We start from the raw sequence: 19,202 nt of genomic DNA on the forward strand, positions 1-19,202 counted from the left end.
TTCCCCCAGCCCCGCCAACTGCGGATGACCGACGCGCGGACGCGGGCTTACGGATCCCCGGCACGGCGTCCTTGACCTCAAGGATGCTTGAGGTCATACCGTCCTCCGCATGAGCATGGAGACCACCGCCTGGACCCAGCTGCACAGCGTGATGAACGCCGAGCAGGAACGCCGCCCCTTCGCCCGTGCCACCCTGCGCCGCATCGGCGCGTTCGCCCGTCCGCACCGCCGCCGCATCACCTGGTTCGTGCTGCTCGGGGTCGCGACCGCGTTTCTCGCCGTCGCCACCCCCGTGCTGGCCGGGAAGGTCGTGAACGTCATCGTGACTGGCGGCGACGAGAACACCGTCGTCCGATTGGCGCTGCTGATCGCGCTGATCGCCGTCGCGGAGGCGGCGCTCGGCATCCTCTCCCGCAGGCTGTCGGCGAGGCTCGGGGAGGGGCTGATCCTGGATCTGCGGACGGCGGTGTTCGATCATGTGCAGCGCATGCCGGTCGCGTTCTTCACACGTACCCGTACGGGAGCGCTCGTTTCCCGTCTCAACAACGACGTCATCGGCGCCCAGCGCGCCTTCAGCAACACCCTGTCCGGCGTGGTCAGCAACCTCGTCACCCTGCTGCTGACCCTCGCCGTCATGCTCACCCTGTCCTGGCAGATCACCCTGATCGCGCTGGTGCTGCTGCCGGTGTTCGTGCTTCCCGCCCGGCGGATGGGCCGCCGCATGGCCCGCATGCAGCGCGAGGCCGCCACCCTGAACGCCGCGATGGGCACCCGGATGACCGAGCGCTTCTCCGCGCCCGGCGCCACCCTCATCAAGCTGTTCGGCCGCCCGGAGGAGGAGTCGGCGGAGTTCGCCGCCCGCGCCCGCCGCGTCGCGGACATCGGCGTGCGCACCGCCACGGCCCAGGCCGCCTTCATCACCGCGCTCACCCTCGTCTCCGCCCTGGCCCTGGCCGTCGTCTACGGCCTCGGCGGCTGGTTCGCCCTGCGCGGCACCCTGGACCCGGGGGCCGTCGTCGCCCTGGCGCTGCTGCTGACCCGGCTGTACGCGCCGCTCACCGCGCTGGCCGGCGCCCGCGTCGAGGTGATGAGCGCCCTCGTCAGCTTCGAGCGGGTCTTCGAGGTGCTGGACCTCGCCCCGCTCATCGACGAGAAGCCCGACGCCCGCCCCGTCCCCGACGGCCCGGTCGCGGTCGAGTTCGACGACGTCCGCTTCGGCTACCCCTCCGCCGACAAGGTCTCCCTGGCCTCTCTCGAGGAGGTCGCCTCCCTGGACACCCGGGGCGGCGACGAGGTCCTGCACGGACTCTCCTTCCGCGCCGAACCCGGCCAGACGATCGCGCTCGTCGGCTCCTCCGGCGCCGGCAAGTCGACCATCGCCCAGCTGCTGCCGCGCCTGTACGACACCGACGCCGGCGCCGTACGCGTCGGCGGCGTCGACGTCCGCGACCTCACCGCCCGGTCACTGCGCGACACCCTCGGCATGGTCACCCAGGACGGCCACCTCTTCCACGACACCGTCCGCGCCAACCTGCTGCTGGCCCGCCCGGAGGCCACCGACACCGAGCTGTGGGACGCGCTGCGCCGCGCCCGCCTGGACGACCTCGTACGCGCCCTGCCCGACGGCCTCGACACCGTGGTCGGCGAGCGCGGCTACCGCCTCTCCGGCGGCGAACGCCAGCGCATGACCATCGCCCGGCTGCTCCTGGCCCGCCAGCGCGTCGTCATCCTCGACGAGGCCACCGCACACCTCGACAACACCTCCGAGGCGGCCGTCCAGGAAGCACTCACCGAGGCCCTGGAGGGCCGGACGGCCATCGTGATCGCCCACCGGCTGTCCACGGTCCGGGCGGCCGACCAGATCCTGGTCGTCGAGGCGGGCCGCATCGTCGAACGCGGCACCCACGAGGAGCTCCTCGCGGCCGACGGCCGGTACGCCGAGCTGCACCGCACGCAGTTCGCCCGCCCCGCGGTCGAGAAGGCGGCGTAGCGCGGCCCCGGGGACGGCAGACCCGTGCGAACGGGGGGGCAGGGGGCCGCGGGTCTGTCGTCCAGGGGGTGTCGTCTGCTCGCCCCGGCAGCCGGACGAGATGCCCGGGCCCAGGCCCCCGGCGGCTCCCGCGCAGACCAAGGAACGGAAAGCGTCCTTCCCGGCTGCGCCCGCCGTCCCGGCCCGCCGGCCGGAGGCCGGTGCGGGCCCGCTGTCGGAGGCGGGTGCCACACTCGGCCCATGAACGAGCACCGCTTCGACTGGCATGACTTCCTGGGCCGTTGGCAAGAGGAATGGATACCCGGCGAGGACGACCTGGAGGACATGGAGGAGGGCGGTGTCAGCCTCGCCGACATGGCCCTCGCCGCACCACCCGCGACGCGGGAGGAGATCGCCGCGGCCGAGGAACGCCTGGGCACCCGGTTGCCTCCGTCCTACCGGGGCTTCCTCGAAGTCAGCAACGGCTGGCGCGTCGACGCCACGGCGTCGATCTACCGGCTGGGCGGGGTTCACGAGATCGGCTGGTTCGGGGATCCGTTCGGCATGACCGAGGCCTACCGGCAGCAACTGGGCGAGCGTTCGACCGAACAGGAGGTACTGCTGGCCGGCATGTGGGAGCGGGCCCTGCAGTTGGAGACCGACTCGGACATGTCGTACGCCCTGCTGGACCCGGGGGACACCGGCGAGGACGGCGAGTGGGCGCTGTACGTGTACAAGGGGTTGAGCGGCGAGTTCCCGGACCGCTATCCGTCGTTCCGCGCCTACATGGAGGAGATGTACCGGAACTTCCACGCGGACCGCGCGAGCAATCCCCGATTCGTCAACGACACCACGCGCGCCCTGGACGCCGACGTCGAGCGCGCCCGGCAGGAGGCCCTGGGCGGGCGGTGGGAAACCGCCCTCGAGTTGCTGGCCGAGACGCAGCGCTACGGACGGCCGTCCGCCTGGGGGATGCTGCGGCAGATCCAGACGCTGTCGCACAGGGGCGGCGGGGACGCTTTCGGCGACCTCGTGGCCGATCCGCGGTACACGGACGAGCTGGTGCCGGTGATGGCCGCCGCCCGTCTGCGGCACCATCGTCGCGGCGCCTTCGGTGACCGGTTCGTGCTGGGCACCGAGACCGACGACGCCGTCGGTGCGGCCGCCGACGGGATCTTCGCCCGGGTGCGCGACCGCTCCTACCGCTACGCTCCGGGCGGCATCTTCGGACAGGCGGTGGCCGAGGCACGGGAGGCGGCTCGGTGGGGTGACACGGACGGGGCCTGGCGGGTGATCCGCGCGGCGCTGCCGTCGTGGTCGCCGCCGGGACCGGATCTGCTGGCGCCGCTCGGACTGCTCGCGGATCCCGTGCTGGGGCCGGTGGTGACACCCGAGCGCGGCAGGGAGCTGCTGGCCACGCCGCGCGCCGGCCGGCCGGGCACCGCGCCGGATCCGGTGGCGGACCTGGACCCGCCCGGACTGCGCTGGCTCGCGGACACACCCCGGTGGAACCCGCCGCACGACTCCTACCGAGGCCTGTGGGTGGAGGGCGTGGAGCCGGAGGCGCTGACCTCCCTGGTCGGGGAGGACGGATGTGCGGGCCTGACCGTTCCGCCCGGTCGCCGGGACCCGTGGATCCACCACGGCGCCCAGCGGCGGGACGACCTGGCGCCGTGGGAGGACCGGGCCGTGGTGTCGGTGGGCCGGACGGGCACCGGGTGGGCGTTCGGCTTCGACATGGCTCCGCGCACCTCCTCCGTCGGGAACTTCTTCGTCTCCCCGGCCGCGGCCGCCGCGCGTGACGGGCGCGCGGTGGTGCTGTGGGTGCGCAGAGCCCGGTCCGGCGGTCTGTCGGTCTTCCACCTGTCGGTGGCCCGGCACGGAGAGGAGCTGTACGCGTTCACGCTGCGCGGCACCGGCGTCGAGCGCTCGGGACCGGTCCCCGGGGCGCTGGATCCCGAACGGCTCCTCGACGGCATCGGCGAGGACGCACACGAACAGCTCCTGCTGGCCGCCGTGGAGGCGGAGTTCGGCCTCTCCCTTCCCCGGCTCGCCCTGGCCGAGGGCATCCTGCCCGAACTGACCACCCGCTCCTGGAACCGCGCGCCGAGGCAGGGCGAGGCGTACGCGTATGTCACGGTCCACGTCGGACCACCCACGCGGCCCGGTGAAGCCGCCGGACGGGAGGCAGGTCCCGCGGCCACGACCTGATCACCGCGCCGACGAAGGGGGCTCTGCCCTTGCCCGGATCCGGTGGCCGCGGTGCTTGCTCGGGCGGCGGCTGCCATGGTCACCGTGCCCGCGTGACCGCAGCCGGTTGCGGACACCTCGGCCGTTGCCGTACGTCTAGCCCGGGCCCGTCCCCCCGCTCCGCGCCGGCAGGTCCTGCTCGGCCCAGACGACCTTCCCGCCGGCGGTGCGGCACGAGCCCCAGCGCCGGCACAGCATGTTGATCAGCTGCAGCCCTCGCCCGCTCTCGTCGCTCACGTCGGCGTGCTGGATCCGCGGCAGGTCGGGCCCGGAGTCGGACACCTCGACCGTCAGCCGTTCGTGCCGCAGCAGCCGCAGCTCACCGGGGGCGTTCCCGTACCGCAGGGCATTGCCGACCAGCTCGCTGACCACCAGCTGCGTCGTGTCGACCAGATCCTCGAGCCCCCACCGCTCCAGCTGCTCGCGCGCCGCGCCACGGGCCAGCCCCGCGGCCGTGCCGTCCGGCGGCAGCGCGCGCACGTACATGTCGCCCTCGGGGCCGAGCGGCCGGGCGGCGGCCACGAGCACGATCGCGTCGTCGGTCCGGTCCCCGCCCACGCTCGCGGTGATCGCCCGGCACATCGAGCCGTCCTCGGGCACGGCCGCGCCGACCGCCACGCGCAGCCGTTCCAGCTGCGTGTCCAGGCCGGCGGTGCGCGACCTGATCAGCCCGTCCGTGTACAGCGTCAGCCGCCCCCGCCCGGGCACGGGGCACTCGACCGGGTCGTACGGGATCACCCCGGTCCCCAGCGGCGCCCCGGCGGGCACGTCGAGGAACGACGTGGTGCCGTCCGGCCCGGTCAGCAGGGGCGGCGGATGACCGGCGCTGGCGATGCGGAAGGTGCCGCCGTACGGGTCGTGGACCGCGCACAGGCAGGTGGCGACCTGGTCCTCCTCCAGGTCGCGGGCGGCCAGGTCCAGCCGGGCCAGCAGCTGCTCGGGCGCGATGTCGAGGGCCATCAGGGTGCGGGCCACCGTGCGCAGCCTGCCCATCGTCGCGGCGGCGGCCATCCCGCGCCCCATCACGTCGCCCACCATCAGCGCGGTGCGGCCGCTGGGCAGGGCGACGACGTCGAACCAGTCGCCGCCAACGGCGGCCGGATCACCGGCCGGGACGTAAGCCGAGGACACGTCGAGGCCGGGCGTGCTCGGGCTGGACCGGGGGAGCAGGGCCCGCTGCAACGTGATCACGTGGTCGCGCTCGCGCCCGTACAGCCGGGCGTTGTCGATGCACATGGCGGCCTTGGTCGCCAGCTCCGTGGCCAGGGCCACGTCGGCGCGGGTGAACGGTGCCCTGCTGCCGGCCCGGATGAAGTCGGCCAGACCGAGCAGCACCCCCCGGGCGATCAGCGGCACCGCCAGGTAGGAGTGAACGCCCGCGCGGTGCATCAGGTCGGCCGCCTCGGCGGTGGGGGCCACGGCGGCGAAGTCGGACCGCGTCATCCGGGTCAGCAGCACCGGCCTGCGGGAGGTCAGGCAGGTCTGCCCCAGCCGGTCGGCGGTGTGCACGGACAGCTCGCCCACCGGGTCCGGGGCGAGGTGCAGCCCGAGGACCTGGGACACCGCCATGGCCCTCAGCTCCGGCGCCCCCGGGCCCCGGAAACGGTCGCCCTCCTGGAATCGCAGCACCGAGTCCAGCAGGTCGACGGCGCACCCGTCCGCCAGCTCCGGCACGGTGAAGTCCGCCAGCTCCTTCGCCGTGCCCTGGAGGTCGAGCGTGGTCCCGATGCGCGTCCCGGCCTCGTTCAGCCAGGCCAGCCGGCGACGTGCGCCCAGCGCCTCGGTGACCGGACGCAGCGCGGTCCGCAGCGTGCGGTGCCCGCCGACGAAGGGACCCGGAGGCCGTCGCGCACCACTCGGCCGCTGTCGTTCCCGCACGCGTCGCCTCCTCCCACGGCCTCCTGGAACCGATTCTGCCCCTCCTGCCGCCCACCGCGCCTGTCCGATCGCGATACCGGCCGCACACGGGTGCCGGTTCGAGGCGCGTGCGTCGCCGCGTCCGGTACCGGCGACGGCCCGCGCCCGCGCCCGGGCCGGGGCCCGCGCGGCGGTACGGCGACCGCCGAGTGAGACGCGCCACGGCCCTGCGCGGCTGAGCGGGCGTCCGGGAGGGGTAGGTACCTACGGCTCGGCTGTGCCCACAGGGAAAGGGGCGAAGAACACCCTCTGCACGCGGACCTCCCGTCATCCCCTCCGAGGAGAGAACACGAGACATGTCTTCACGTGAATCCGCGCACCAACCACCACAGCGCATCGGCGTGGTGGCCGAGTCCGTCTCCGGGGAGACGCGTGTCGCGGCGACTCCGACGACGGTTCGCCGGCTGCTCGGCCTCGGTTACGAGGTCGTGGTGGAGCCGGGGGCCGGCGCGGCCTCCGGCTTCACCGACCGGTCCTATCTCGACGCCGGCGCCGAGACCGGCGAGGCCTGGACCGCGGACGTCGTCCTGAAGGTCAACTTCCCCTCCGTGGAGGAGGCCGGCCGGCTGCGGCGGGGCGCCGTCCTGGTCGCCCTGCTGGCCCCGGCACAGAATCCCGAGCTGCTCCGGACGCTCGCCGAAGCCGGGGTGACCGCGCTGGCGCTGGACGCGGTGCCGCGCATCTCGCGGGCGCAGTCCATGGACGTGCTGTCGTCGATGGCCAACATCGCCGGGTACCGGGCGGTCATCGAGGCCGCCCACGTCTTCGGCCGGTTCTTCACCGGCCAGGTCACCGCGGCGGGCAAGGTGCCGCCGGCGAAGGTGCTCGTCGCCGGCGCGGGCGTGGCCGGGCTGGCGGCGATCGGCGCGGCCTCCAGCCTCGGCGCGATCGTCCGGGCCACCGACCCGAGACCCGAGGTCGCGGACCAGGTGAAGTCCCTCGGCGGCGAGTACCTCCCGGTGGACGCCGTCCAGGAGACGAGCACCGACGGATACGCCAGGGCGACCTCCGCCGACTACGACCGTGCCGCCGCCGAGCTCTACCACGAGCAGGCCCGGGACGTGGACGTCGTGATCACCACCGCGCTCATCCCGAGCCGGCCGGCACCGCGCCTGCTCACGGCCGAGGACGTGGCCGCCATGAAGCCGGGCAGCGTCGTCGTCGACATGGCCGCAGCCCAGGGCGGCAACGTCGAGGGCACGGTACCGGGACGCACCGTCGTCACCGGCAACGGCGTCACCCTCATCGGCTACACCGACCTGGCCGCCCGGCTGCCCGCCCAGGCGTCCCAGCTGTTCGGCACCAACCTGCTGAACCTGCTGAAACTGCTCACGCCCGGCAACGGCGGCCGGCCGGTGATCGACTTCGACGACGTCGTGCAGCGCGCCGTGACCGTGGTGCGGGACGGTGAGGTCACATGGCCGCCGCCGCCCGTCCCCGTCTCGGCGGCGCCGGCCGCGCAGCCCGCCGCCGCAGCACCCCCGCCGCCCGGGCCCGGGCGAACGGCGCCGGCGCCCGCGGTACGCCTGGGCCTGCTCGGGCTCGGCATGCTCGCGATGTTCCTGCTGGTGGCCTTCGCCCCGGCCCAACTCGCCGAGAACCTCACCGTGTTCGCCCTGGCCGTGGTGATCGGCTACTACGTCATCGGCAAGGTGCACCACGCGCTGCACACACCGCTCATGTCGGTGACCAACGCGATCTCCGGAATCGTCGTGATCGGCGCCCTGCTCCAGATCGGGCACGAGAGCAGGATCGTCACCGCGCTGTCCTTCGCGGCGATCCTGCTGGCGAGTGTCAACATATTCGGAGGCTTCGCCGTCACCCGCCGCATGCTGTCCATGTTCTCGAAAGGCTGAACCCGGATGACCTCCATGACGGCCTCTCACGCTGCCGACCTGGTCGCCGCGCTGCTGTTCATCTTCAGCCTGGCCGGTCTGTCCCAGCACCGCACCTCACGCGCCGGTGTCGTCCAGGGCATCGCGGGCATGGCCCTCGCCCTGGTCGCCACGGTCGTGGTGGCGTCGCGGAGCATCACCGCCGGAGCGGTGGCCCTGATCGTCCTGGCGATGGCGCTCGGCGCCGCGGCCGGACTGTGGCGCGCCCGCCGCGTCGAGATGACGCAGATGCCCGAACTGATCGCGGTGCTGCACAGTTTCGTCGGCCTCGCCGCGGTGCTGGTGGGCTGGAACAGCTACCTGGAGGTGGAGGCGCACGGCTCGGCGCAGACCCGGATCGGAGCCGACCTGCTGGGCATCCACCACGCCGAGGTGTTCATCGGCATCTTCATCGGCGCCGTCACCTTCACCGGCTCGATCGTCGCCTTCCTCAAGCTCTCGGCGCGCATCGAGTCCCGGCCCCTGATGCTCCCGGGCAAGAACGCGCTGAACCTCGGTGCCCTCGGCGCGTTCGTCGCGCTGACCGTCTGGTTCACGATCAGCCCCGGTCTGCCGCTGATGATCGCGGTGACCGTGCTGGCGCTGGTGCTCGGCTGGCACCTGGTCGCCTCGATCGGCGGCGGCGACATGGCGGTCGTCGTGTCGATGCTGAACAGCTACTCGGGCTGGGCGGCGGCCGCGGCGGGCTTCCTGCTCGACAACAACCTGCTCATCGTCACGGGCGCCCTGGTCGGCTCCTCCGGCGCCTACCTGTCCTACATCATGTGCAAGGCGATGAACCGTTCCTTCCTCTCCGTCATCGCGGGCGGTTTCGGCATCGAGGCGCCGTCCGGCCGCGCGGAGGAACAGGGGGAACACCGCGAGGTGCGGGCCGCGGAGGCCGCCGAGCTGCTCGCCCGCGCCCGCTCGGTGATCATCACCCCCGGGTACGGCATGGCCGTCGCCCAGGCCCAGCACCCGGTCGCGGAGCTGACGCGGGGACTGCGCGAGCGGGGCGTCGAGGTCCGCTTCGGCGTCCACCCCGTCGCGGGACGCCTGCCGGGGCACATGAACGTGCTGCTGGCCGAAGCGAAGGTGCCCTACGACATCGTCCTCGAACTCGACGAGATCAACGACGACTTCGCGGACACCTCGGTCGTGCTGGTCATCGGCGCGAACGACACCGTCAACCCGGCCGCGACCGAGGACCCGGCCAGCCCGATCGCCGGCATGCCCGTCCTGCGGGTCTGGGAGGCGGAACACGTCGTCGTCTTCAAGCGCTCCATGGCCTCCGGTTACGCGGGCGTCCAGAACCCGCTGTTCTTCCGCGAGAACAGCAGCATGCTCTTCGGCGACGCCAAGCAGAGCGTCGAGGAGATCCTGCGCGCGCTCGGCACGCACGACGAGCGCGGACCGGTCCCGGGCGCGCGCCGGGCCACGCCGGCCCGCCGCTGACGCGGACCCGGAACACGGTGGCGGCCCCACCGGTCGGACCTGTGGGGCCGCCCCCGAACACCGGGATGCCGGTCGCCTGAAGCCGGTCCAGCAGTCGGGGACCCGGCCGAACAGCGTTACGTGGGCGCCGGAGTGGCCATCCCGAGCGGCTCAGCCCCAAGTTTGGCGATCCCTTCGATCCGGTCGCCGAGAGCCTACGAGGACGCGCTGACAACAGCACGGCGGCGCCGGGCCGGTGAGGAGTCCGGTGCGCACCTCGCGTGTGGAGGAGGTGTGTGCGGGCGGACGACGGGTGATCTTCATGGTCACCGTGCGTGTTAGCCTGCCCGCGCTCGCGATCGAACGCGTACGGGGGAGGCACGGTGGGCTCGAGGACGCGTACGGCGTCCGTCTTCCGCGGCGGCGGGGGCGGTGCGGTTGTCGCGGCGACCGCGTTCCTCGCTCTCGCCACGGGCTGCGGATCCGGCACCGACGACTCCGCGGGCACCTCCAGCCATGCGGTGACGGACACCAGCATCACCGCCGAACCGGGCGAGCGCTTCACGCTCACCGTCCCCCAGAACGCCTCCACCCGCGAGTACTGGTACCTGGTCGACCCCGAGCCCGACAGCTCGGTGCTCGTCGGCCGCGGTCAGGACCACGCCTCCGACTCCGGGGACGAGCCGGTGGACGGCGCCGGCGGCCGGCTCACCTTCACCTTCGAGGCCAAGGGCAAGGGAACCACCCGGTTCACGCTGCTGCACTGCACCTTCACCACCTGCCAGGGCAACACCTCCACGCTGCCCCCCGAGACCACCGGCCCGGGCGCCGGCCCGTCCACGAGCGCGGCGCCCCCCTCCCAGGCTCCCGAGCGCATCACCTATACCGTCACCGTCGGCTGAGCCGCGGCGGGCCGGCCGGACGGGACGAGACACCCGGGGCCCCGCCACGTGCCGCCGCCTGCGGCGTCGCGGGCGCGACGCGGTGCCCCGTGCTAGCCTTACGCGTTTGCGTGGTCGTCGCGGTGGGCGATTCCTTCTGTTCGGTTCCGCCGGTGCGGGGGCTGTTCCGTCCTGCCGGGCCTTCCTCGGTACGTTCCTCTGCGGAAGGCAGTTCATGAAGCACCCCGACGACTCCGGCACCCCTCACGGCGGCCCCGCCCGGCCCGGCGCCACCACCCCGCCGCCCCCGGCCGTCTCCTTCGCCGGTCTCGACCTGCCGGTGGCGGTGCTGCGGACACTGAGCGGACTCGGGGTGCGCGAACCCTTCCCGATCCAGGCCGCCACGCTGCCCGACGCCCTGAAGGGCCGCGACGTCCTGGGCCGCGGCCGCACCGGCTCCGGGAAGACGCTCGCCTTCGGCCTGCCGCTGCTGACCCGTACGGCAGGACGGCGTGCGGAACCCAAGCAGCCCCTCGCCCTGATCCTCGTGCCCACCCGTGAGCTGGCCGAACAGGTCACCGAGGCGCTGGCACCGTACGCCGAGGCTCTGCGGCTGCGGCTGGCCACGGTCGTCGGCGGCATGTCGATCGGCCGGCAGACCGCCGCGCTGCGCGAGGGAGCCGAGGTGGTCGTCGCCACCCCCGGACGCCTGCACGACCTGATCGAGCGCAACGCCTGCCGCCTGGGACGGGTGCGGATCACCGTGCTCGACGAGGCCGACCAGATGTGCGACATGGGATTCATGCCGCAGGTCGTCGACCTTCTCGACCAGGTGCGCACCGACGGACAGCGAATGCTGTTCTCGGCCACCCTGGACGGCGACGTCGACCAGCTGGTCCGCCGCTACCTCCACGACCCCGTCGTCCACTCGGTCGACCCGCCCGCGGGCGCGGTCACGACGATGCGGCACCACGTTCTCGTCGTCCACGGCCCCGACCGCTACGCCGTCACCACGGAGATCGCCGCCCGCGACGGCCGCGTCCTGCTGTTCCTCGACACCAAGCACGCCGTCGACCAGCTCACCCGGCACCTGCGGGCCAGCGGGGTGCGCGCCGGGGCCCTGCACAGCGGCAAGTCCCAGCCACAGCGCACCCGGACGCTGGCGCAGTTCAAGAGCGGCGGGATCACCGTTCTGGTGGCGACCAACGTCGCGGCCCGTGGCCTGCACGTCGACGACCTGGACCTCGTGGTCAACGTCGACCCGCCCACCGACCCCAAGGACTATGTGCACCGGGCGGGCCGCACCGCCCGCGCCGGTGAGTCCGGCAGCGTGGTCACACTCGTACTGGGGGGCCAGCGCCGGGAGACGAGCCGCGTCCTGGCCGAGGCCGGTATCGAGCCGACCGTCACGAAGGTGCGTTCGGGCGAGGCGGAACTGAGCCGGATCACCGGCGCCAGGACTCCCTCCGGGATCCCGCTCGACGGAGGGCCCGCCGCCCCCCGGCCCAAGAACACCAACGCCCCCTTCCGTGGCCTCGGCACCAGCAAGGACGGCTCCCGCGGCGCCGGCGGGAAGTCCCGGAAGGCCGGCGAGGCCCGCAGGCTCGCCGAGGCCCGCAAGGCCGCCCACGTGCGTCGCAACGGCTGAGAAATCCGACCGCGGCGGCTCTGCCGGCATGACAAGCTGTGCCTGCCAGCCACCCCGAACCCAGGAGATCACCATGACCGCAGAACCCGCATCCACGGACGGTTCGGAGCCGGCCACCCCCGAGACGTCCCCGCTGGCGCCGGACAGCGACGGCAACTACGACCTCAAGCGCAAGTTCCGCGAAGCCCTGGCACGCAAGCGCGGTGCGCAGGCGGACGCCGCCGACGCCGCCGCCACGCCGGACGCGTCCAAGGTGCGTGGAGCACACGGTCCGGCCGCGAGCCAGCGGTCGTTCCGGCGCAAGAGCGGCGGCTGAGCCGGCCGGCCCCGCCCCGGCCGAGCCACCGGCACCGCACGCGCCATTACCGCGCGCGCCGGTGCCGGCCCCGCGACATGGCCCGGAGCAGCCACGCGACGCCCCGCCACCGCCCGTACCACCGGGCAGTGGCGGGGCGTCGCGCTGCCCCGGCCCGCTGCTTCGAATCGCCGCCGCCCGTACCCCTGCCCGACGATTGACCAGAAACCGCCGACGAGCGGCACCTTGTGCTGCGGTTTTGTGAACGGAGTGTGTCCTGCCGTCCGAAACTTGGCCGGAATGATGTGGCGGAGGGTGTCCGCGCGCACACGCACGCGGCGCGTCCAGCGGTCGTACCTGTCGTCGGACGTGCCCTGCGGAAGCGGGCAGTTGCCAGGTCAGCACCGGTCACAAGGATCAAATGTCACTGTGCGTGAGCCTGTTGACATCCTCTGAGCACGCTTGCGATTGTCTTGCGTACCGCGTCGACCGAACGAGCAGTCGGTGCGGCAGGGGGAGGAAAAGTGGACGCAGTGAGTACGGGCGGGCCGGACGAGGACTGTCCGGGGAACACGGACGACGTCTCCGCTCTCGTGATCGTCGGCGCCAATCCGACCGTGGCCAGGGCGGCGGCATCCCTGCCCGGCGAGCTGATCCACGTACAGCTGCCCGGCGCCCCGGCCCTCGACCCGGGCACCCGGGTCCTGACGGCCGACTTCCGGGACCTGCCCGCCTTCCTGGCCTTCACCGACGAGGTGCTGCGCCCGCTGCGGCCCACCGCCGTCGTCTCGCTCACCGAGTTCGGCCTGGAGCCGGCCGCACTGGCCGCCCGCCGGCTCCGCGTCACCGGGGTGGACCCGGCCGTCGTCCGCGCCACCCGCGACAAGCTCGTCATGCGGCGGATCCTGGAGCGTGAGGCACCGCATCTGAACCCGGCCTTCGCGGCGGGTGACGACGCCGAGGCCGTGGACCGGCTGTTCGCCGCCTACGGGCGGGTCATCGTCAAGCCGGTCGACGGGGTCGGCAGTGCCTCCATCGCCCTGGTGGAGGGCGCCGACGCCCTCCCCGCGGACCGCCGTACGGCCGCCACCCTGGTCGAGCAGTTCGCCGACGGGCGGGAGTTCAGCGTCGAGACCCTCTCCGCGGGCGGACGGCACACCGTCGTCGGCATCGCCGAGAAGGGCACCGCGGACGGCTTCGTCGAGGTCAGCCACATGATGCCGCCGCCGTCCCTGGATCCGCGCCGTCAGGAACTGGTCACCCGGGCCGTCGGCGAACTGCTCGACGCCCTCGGGCTCACCGACGGCCCCAGCCACACCGAGGTCATGGTCGACGGCGACAAGATCGTCGTCATCGAGACCCACACCCGGCTCGGCGGCGACGGCATCGCGGACCTGGTCCAGCTCACCACCGGGGTCGAGTGGCGGCGCGCCGCCCTCGGCTGGGCGATCGGCGCGGACGTCCGTCAGGGCCCCGCCGTCGCGGCCGCGGCCGCCACCGTCTTCCTCACCGCCCCGCCCGGGCGCGTGACGGCCGTCAAGGCGCCGCCGGCCCTCGCCCGCGGGCGGATCCACGCCTGGGAACCGTCCGTCCGGCCCGGCGACGAGGTCCGCCCGATGCGCTCCTCCGCCGACCGGCTCGGCATGGCCGTCCTGACCGCGGACGGCACCGAGGCCTGCGCGGCCGCCGTCGCGGAACTCACCGCCCTGCCGGTGATCACCACCGAGCCCGAGCCACGACTCTGACGCCGGACCGCACCACGGCTCCGCGTCCCCACGAGCGATCGCCGCTCCGTCCCTCCTTCCTGCCTGGTTCCTGACACAACACCGCACCGGGGGTCACATGTCCGTCCAGAACGCGCCGATTTCCTACGATTTCCACGGTGATGTCCCGTTCACCACGCCCTTCGTGGACATCAAGCCCGACGACATCCACATCTACCTCGACCTCGACACCAAGGTCGGCAAGAACACCTGTGGCCAGAAGTGCGCGCACTGCTGGTTCGTCAACTACGAGAAGGTCTACGACAAGTCCTTCGCCATGGAGGAGGGCCCCCGCATCCTGGAGGGCCTGCAGTCGCACGGGTACCACGTCTACCCCCGCTACGTGGACAGCTTCGCCTACGACGGCGAGTTCATGAACCTCTACGGACCGGCCAACAACCGTGAGTTCCGCCAGGAACTGGACCACACCCCGACCGCGACCATGGAGAAGGGCGACGCCTGGACCAGCGGCCGCCCCCTGCTCGCCGACAACTGGCGGGAGCTCCTCGACCGGGCGGTGGAGAACGGCTACGGGACCATCTCCATCACCTACCACGGCGTGATCGACGAGAACCTCGCCGTCACCGACCACAAGACCTACCCCATCAAGGGCGTCTTCTCGGGCGCGGACACCGAGAAGGTGCTGAGCCGCATCGCCGAGTACAACGAGGGCGTCGCCCCCGAGGACGCCTTCCGCGTCAACATCGGCGTCACCATAGGCCGCCACAACCACGGCCGCACCTCCCTGGAGCGCTACGCCCACTACTTCAACAACCTGGGCGTGGCCACCGTCCGGTTCAACAACTTCACCGACCACGGCAACCGCCACCCCGAGCTGCGCCTGAGCCGCGAGGAGGTCGAGCAGGCTTACCGCGACTTCAAGTGGCTCCACGAGACGATCCCGCTCGGCTTCCAGCTCGGCGTCAGCGAGGACTTCGGCACCTTCGGCATCAAGGCCATGGGCTTCCCCGGTCACGTCGGCTGGTGCCGGGCAGGCCGTCAGCTCTTCGCCGCCATCCCCGCGCAGGAGGAGGTCCTCTCCGAGGGGCCCGAGGGCCGCCGCGAGAAGATCGGCGACATCGTGGGCTGCGTCAACACCTTCGAGCCGCACCTCGGCATCCTGACCCGCACCGTCAGCACCGACGGCACCACGTACGACGTGGAGTTCGACCACGACGAGATCGAGGCGTTCACCGCCAAGCGGATGTCCGGCACGTACAAGGACGGCTGCTTCGCCACCGAGCTGTCCGAGGAACTCGGCCTGATCTCCAGGGTCCCGGAGCGGCGCCGGCTGCCGCTCCTCACCGACTCCGCGTCCTGACCGAGAGAAAGACCCCGCGATGCGCCACATCCTCGTCTTCGCCAAGACGCCCTACGCCAAGACCCCGTACGACCGGTGGCTGGCCGGCTCGGGGATCGTCCCGGTCGTCGTGACCGCGCGGGAGTACGCGGACGGCTACTCCCATCTCCCGCACGTGTACGCCTTCGACGCGTACGACACCAACCAGCTGGTCGAGAAGACCGCGCTGCGGCTGGCCCGCGAGTTCGCCGTCGAGGCGGTCTTCGCCCGGGCCGAGGCCGACGTCGTACGCGCCGCGCAGCTGCGGGAGCGGCTCGGACTGCCGGGCCAGCACACCGCGAGCGCGCTGGCCTTCCGCGACAAGGTCGTGATGAAGGACCATCTCGCGGGCGGCCCCGTCGACGTGCCGGCCTACCGCCGGCTCGACTCGGCCTACACCGCCCTCGACTTCGTCGCCGAACACGGCTACCCGGTCGTGATCAAGCCGGTGTCCGAGTCGGGCTCGCTGGGCGCGGCGATCATCCGCGACGAGGCGGAGCTGGACGTCTACCTGGCCAGTCCGTGGCGGGGGACCAGCGAGATCGAGGTGTTCGTACCCGGGCAGATGTACCACGTGGACGGGCTGGTGGCGGGCGGGGAGGTCGTGTTCGTCCACCCCTTCCGCTACCTCAACGACTGTCTGTCGTTCCGGAGCAACGACTGGGTCGCCAACCTGCCGCTCACCCGGCAGGATCCGCTGTACGACCGGCTGGTCAAGGCGGCACGGGCGGTGCTGGACGAGCTGCCCACGCCGCCGCAGACCGCCTTCCACGCCGAGTTCTGGATCACTCCGGACGACCGCCTGGTCTTCTGCGAGATCGCCAGCCGTACCGGCGGGGGCATGATCAGTGCGATGGTCCGGCACGCGTTCGGGCTCGACCTGGACAAGGCGTGGCTGTACGCCGAGTGCGGCCTCTCCTCGGCGCCGGACATCTCCGCGTACCGGCCCGCCGGGGCCCTGTGCATCCCGCCAAAGGACGGGGTGCTGGAGCGGCTGCCCGCGGCGGACGAGCAGCCCGGGTGCGTCCGTGAGGTGATGGTCACCGGAGCCGTCGGCCAGGAGTTCCACGGCGGGGTGAAGTCCGGCCTGTTCCTCGCCGGTTACGTGGTCGACGGGGACAGCGAGGAGGACGTGGCCGCCAACCTCGAACGCGTGGCGGACTGGTTCTCCGGCACCGCCCGGTGGCGGCCGGCCCAGCCCTCCGGAGGCGTCGCGTGAGCACCACGACGCCCCCTGGAGGAACGGCCGTCGGCGCCCGCCGGAGCGCGGGCCCGCCCTCGGAGCGCCCGGGGGACACCGGCGAGAGCGGCACGCCGTGAGCGGGGGACGCGCCGGCGGCGGACTCGCCTCGAAGTACCGGACGTTCACCGGTCTGTCGTCCGCGCTCAAGTCACTGATCGTCCTGTCGTTCGTCGTCGCGCTGGGCAGCTACATGGTCACCCCGTTCATCGGAGTGCTCATGGTCCAGGCCGTCCACCTGGACGTCCGGGTGGCCGGGGTGCTGGTCGCGGTGGCCACCTTCATCCAGTTCGGCGGCAGCATCCTCGGCGGCGCGGTCGTGGACCGGCTCGGGCTCAAGCGGACCATGGTGCTCGCGCTCGCCCTGCGCACGGCCGGCCTGGTGCTGCTCGGGTTGGCCGTCAGGATGCCCTGGGTGGCGTACCCGGCCGTCGTCCTCGTGGCGGGCGGCCCGGCGCTGTACCTCCCGGCGAACAAGGCGTACATCGTCACCAGCGTCTCCGACGGACTGCGCCCGCTGTTCCTCGGGGTGAGCAGCGCCGCGCTCAACGCCGGAATGGGCCTCGGCCCGTTGCTGGCCGCACTGCTGGTCGACGCCGACCCGATGGCGCTGCTCATCGGTCTCGCCGGGCTCTTCGCGCTGATCACCACGGCCCACCAGATCACGCTGAAGCCGGCCGGGCCCCGGGCGGACACGGCGCCGGAGCCGGCCGGGCAGGAGGAGACCGCCGGGAAGTGGTCGGCGCTGCGGGGAGCGCTGCGCCCGGTCCTGTTCACCGCCCTCGCCTACTACCTGTACTTCTTCTTCCAGAGCTTCATCGGTCTCTACGCGGCCGGGGTGTCCAACATCCAGGCGCTGGGCTGGGTGATGCTGCTCAACTGCGCCATGGTGGTGGTGCTCCAGCCGGTGCTCGCCGACCGGATCGCGCGGGCCGACTACCGCCTGCTGATGGCCGGTTCGTTCGCCGTGATGGCGGCCGGCATGGCCGTCATGGCCGTCGACGGGACCCCGGCCCTGCTGGCCGGCACCGCGCTGTTCACCATGGGCGAGATCTTCCTCTTCCTCCGCTGCGACCTGGAACTCGTCGAACTCCTGCCGCGCAACGCCGCGTTCGCCTTCGGCGTGCAGCGGCTCACGGGCGGTGTCGGCGGCCTCCTCGCCGGTGTCGTCGGCGGATTCGTCTTCGCCCACTTCGAGTCCGGCGGCCACCTCGGCGCGTTCTGGCTGGTGGTGGGAGCCCAGTGCGCGATCGCGGCGCTGCTCGCCCTGGCGCTGGGCCGCCACCGGCGGCCCGCGGTGCCCGAACCGTCGCTGCCCGAACCGGCGGTGGGCCGGTGAACGAGCCCATCGACTCCCCGGAGACGCGGTACGTGCACGCCGGCTCGGACCCGACCCGGCAGGGCGGCTACGTCAACCCGCCCGTGCACCACGCCTCCACGGTCCTCTACCGGGACGTGGCCGAGATGGACGCCTCCCAGGCCGACCCGCTCAAGCGGGGCGGCTCGGTCTACGGCCGTTTCGGCACGCCCACCAGCCGCGCCTTCGAGGAGGCGCTGACCGAACTGGAGGGCGGCCACGCCGCGGTCGTCACCTGCTCCGGCCTCTCGGCGATCACCACGACGATCCTCGCGTACGTCCAGGCCGGCGATCACATCCTCGTCAGCGACTCGGTGTATCTGCCGACCCGGAGGTTCTGCGACTCGCTCGCCGCGCTGGGCGTGGAGACCGAGTACTACCACCCGATCGCGGACGGCGCCGCGATCGCCCGGCTGATCCGCCCGCGGACACGGCTGCTGTACCTCGAGTCGCCGGGCTCCACCACCTTCGAGGTGCAGGACGTCCCGGCGCTCACCGCCGTCTGCCGGGCCCACGGGGTGGCCACCATCGCCGACAACACCTGGGCCACACCCGTGTTCCACCGCCCGCTGGCTCTCGGCGCGGGCGTGGACGCGGTGGTGCACTCCGCGACCAAGTACCTGACGGGGCACGCGGACAGCATCCTCGGGGCGGTCGTCTGCACCGAGGAGAGCTATCCGCTCGTCCGGGGCGCGGCGATGCGGCTCGGCCAGTGCGCCGGGGCCGACGACGCCTACCTGGGCCTGCGCGGGCTGCGCACCCTCGGCGTGCGCCTGGCCCGGCACCAGGAACAGGGCCTGGAACTGGCCCGCTGGATCGCGGGACAGGAAGGTGTGGCGGCGGTCCTGCACCCCGGTCTGCCCGGGGACCCCGGTCACGACCTGTGGCGCCGCGACTTCACCGGCGCGGCCGGCCTGTTCGGGGTGGAGCTCGAACCGGGCTTTCGCAAACCGGACATCGACGCGATGCTGGACCGCCTGCGCCTCTTCGGCCTGGGCCACAGCTACGGCGGCTACGAGAGCCTGATCGTCCCGGCCGACCCCGTCTCCGGGCGCCTGCCCGGGACCTGGGCGGGCCGGGGCCCCCTGATCCGGGTGCACGCCGGCTTCGAGGCCCTGGCCGACCTGAAGCAGGACCTGAGGGCGGGCTTCGAGGCCCTGCTCCGCGGACGCGTCCCCCACCGCGTCACGTAGGTGCCCCGGGAAGACCTCGGTTCCGCCCCCGCCGTGCGAGCG

Annotated in this window: 13 protein-coding genes; 12 read left to right on the plus strand and 1 reads right to left on the minus strand. The window is 72.8% G+C overall.

From position 1 onward, the window contains the following. Positions 1–115: 115 nt before the first annotated feature. Together AC0VYN_RS13040 and AC0VYN_RS13045 are read left to right on the plus strand one after the other, a co-directional pair. Positions 116–1,990 (plus strand): ABC transporter ATP-binding protein, encoded by a 1,875-nt coding sequence (locus AC0VYN_RS13040; RefSeq protein ID WP_475536873.1) that lies wholly within the window; start codon positions 116–118, stop codon positions 1,988–1,990. Between the two features lie 240 nt (positions 1,991–2,230). Further along, positions 2,231–4,180, plus strand: coding sequence for an SMI1/KNR4 family protein (locus AC0VYN_RS13045; protein ID WP_475536116.1), 1,950 nt, complete (start codon positions 2,231–2,233; stop codon positions 4,178–4,180). A 135-nt stretch (positions 4,181–4,315) separates the two neighbouring features. On the opposite strand, the gene AC0VYN_RS13050 is transcribed toward AC0VYN_RS13045, so the two are convergent. Beyond that, the gene (locus tag AC0VYN_RS13050) at positions 4,316–6,097 is read right to left on the minus strand and encodes a SpoIIE family protein phosphatase (RefSeq protein WP_475536117.1); all 1,782 of its coding nucleotides are present in this window, start codon (positions 6,095–6,097) and stop codon (positions 4,316–4,318) included. A 335-nt stretch (positions 6,098–6,432) separates the two neighbouring features. Between AC0VYN_RS13050 and AC0VYN_RS13055 the strand changes: the two genes are divergently transcribed. From AC0VYN_RS13055 to metC, 10 genes are all read left to right on the plus strand, one after another. After that, positions 6,433–7,992 carry a Re/Si-specific NAD(P)(+) transhydrogenase subunit alpha gene (locus AC0VYN_RS13055; protein ID WP_475536118.1) on the plus strand — a complete coding sequence of 520 codons (1,560 nt, stop codon included), beginning with the start codon at positions 6,433–6,435 and terminating at the stop codon, positions 7,990–7,992. Between the two features lie 6 nt (positions 7,993–7,998). Continuing rightward, on the plus strand, positions 7,999–9,465 hold the full coding sequence (gene pntB / locus AC0VYN_RS13060; protein ID WP_475536119.1) for a Re/Si-specific NAD(P)(+) transhydrogenase subunit beta: 1,467 nt from the start codon (positions 7,999–8,001) through the stop codon (positions 9,463–9,465). 362 nt (positions 9,466–9,827) lie between these two features. Then, complete coding sequence (locus AC0VYN_RS13065) at positions 9,828–10,346, plus strand: protease inhibitor I42 family protein (RefSeq protein ID WP_475536120.1); 519 nt, start codon at positions 9,828–9,830, stop codon at positions 10,344–10,346. Between the two features lie 214 nt (positions 10,347–10,560). Then, positions 10,561–11,973, plus strand: a complete 1,413-nt coding sequence (locus AC0VYN_RS13070; RefSeq protein ID WP_475536121.1) for a DEAD/DEAH box helicase — start codon at positions 10,561–10,563, stop codon at positions 11,971–11,973. A gap of 73 nt (positions 11,974–12,046) precedes the next feature. Then, the gene (locus AC0VYN_RS13075; protein ID WP_386927214.1) at positions 12,047–12,289 is read left to right on the plus strand and encodes a DUF5302 domain-containing protein; all 243 of its coding nucleotides are present in this window, start codon (positions 12,047–12,049) and stop codon (positions 12,287–12,289) included. Positions 12,290–12,792: 503 nt separating this feature from the next. After that, positions 12,793–14,013, plus strand: a complete 1,221-nt coding sequence (locus AC0VYN_RS13080) for an ATP-grasp domain-containing protein (protein WP_475536122.1) — start codon at positions 12,793–12,795, stop codon at positions 14,011–14,013. A gap of 97 nt (positions 14,014–14,110) precedes the next feature. Continuing rightward, positions 14,111–15,352, plus strand: coding sequence for a radical SAM protein (locus AC0VYN_RS13085; protein WP_475536123.1), 1,242 nt, complete (start codon positions 14,111–14,113; stop codon positions 15,350–15,352). Between the two features lie 19 nt (positions 15,353–15,371). Beyond that, complete coding sequence (locus tag AC0VYN_RS13090; RefSeq protein ID WP_475536124.1) at positions 15,372–16,589, plus strand: ATP-grasp domain-containing protein; 1,218 nt, start codon at positions 15,372–15,374, stop codon at positions 16,587–16,589. Between the two features lie 97 nt (positions 16,590–16,686). Further along, positions 16,687–17,949: an MFS transporter gene (locus AC0VYN_RS13095; RefSeq protein ID WP_475536125.1), complete on the plus strand. Its 1,263-nt coding sequence runs from the start codon at positions 16,687–16,689 to the stop codon at positions 17,947–17,949. Further along, positions 17,946–19,160, plus strand: a complete 1,215-nt coding sequence (metC, locus tag AC0VYN_RS13100) for a cystathionine beta-lyase (protein ID WP_475536126.1) — start codon at positions 17,946–17,948, stop codon at positions 19,158–19,160. The genes AC0VYN_RS13095 and metC overlap by 4 nt, the downstream gene beginning before the upstream one ends. The last annotated feature ends 42 nt before the right edge of the window (positions 19,161–19,202 follow it).

The sequence above is a fragment of the Streptomyces sp. 63XJN7_1_ISO-PGPR-S23-121 genome (genome assembly GCF_056173025.1).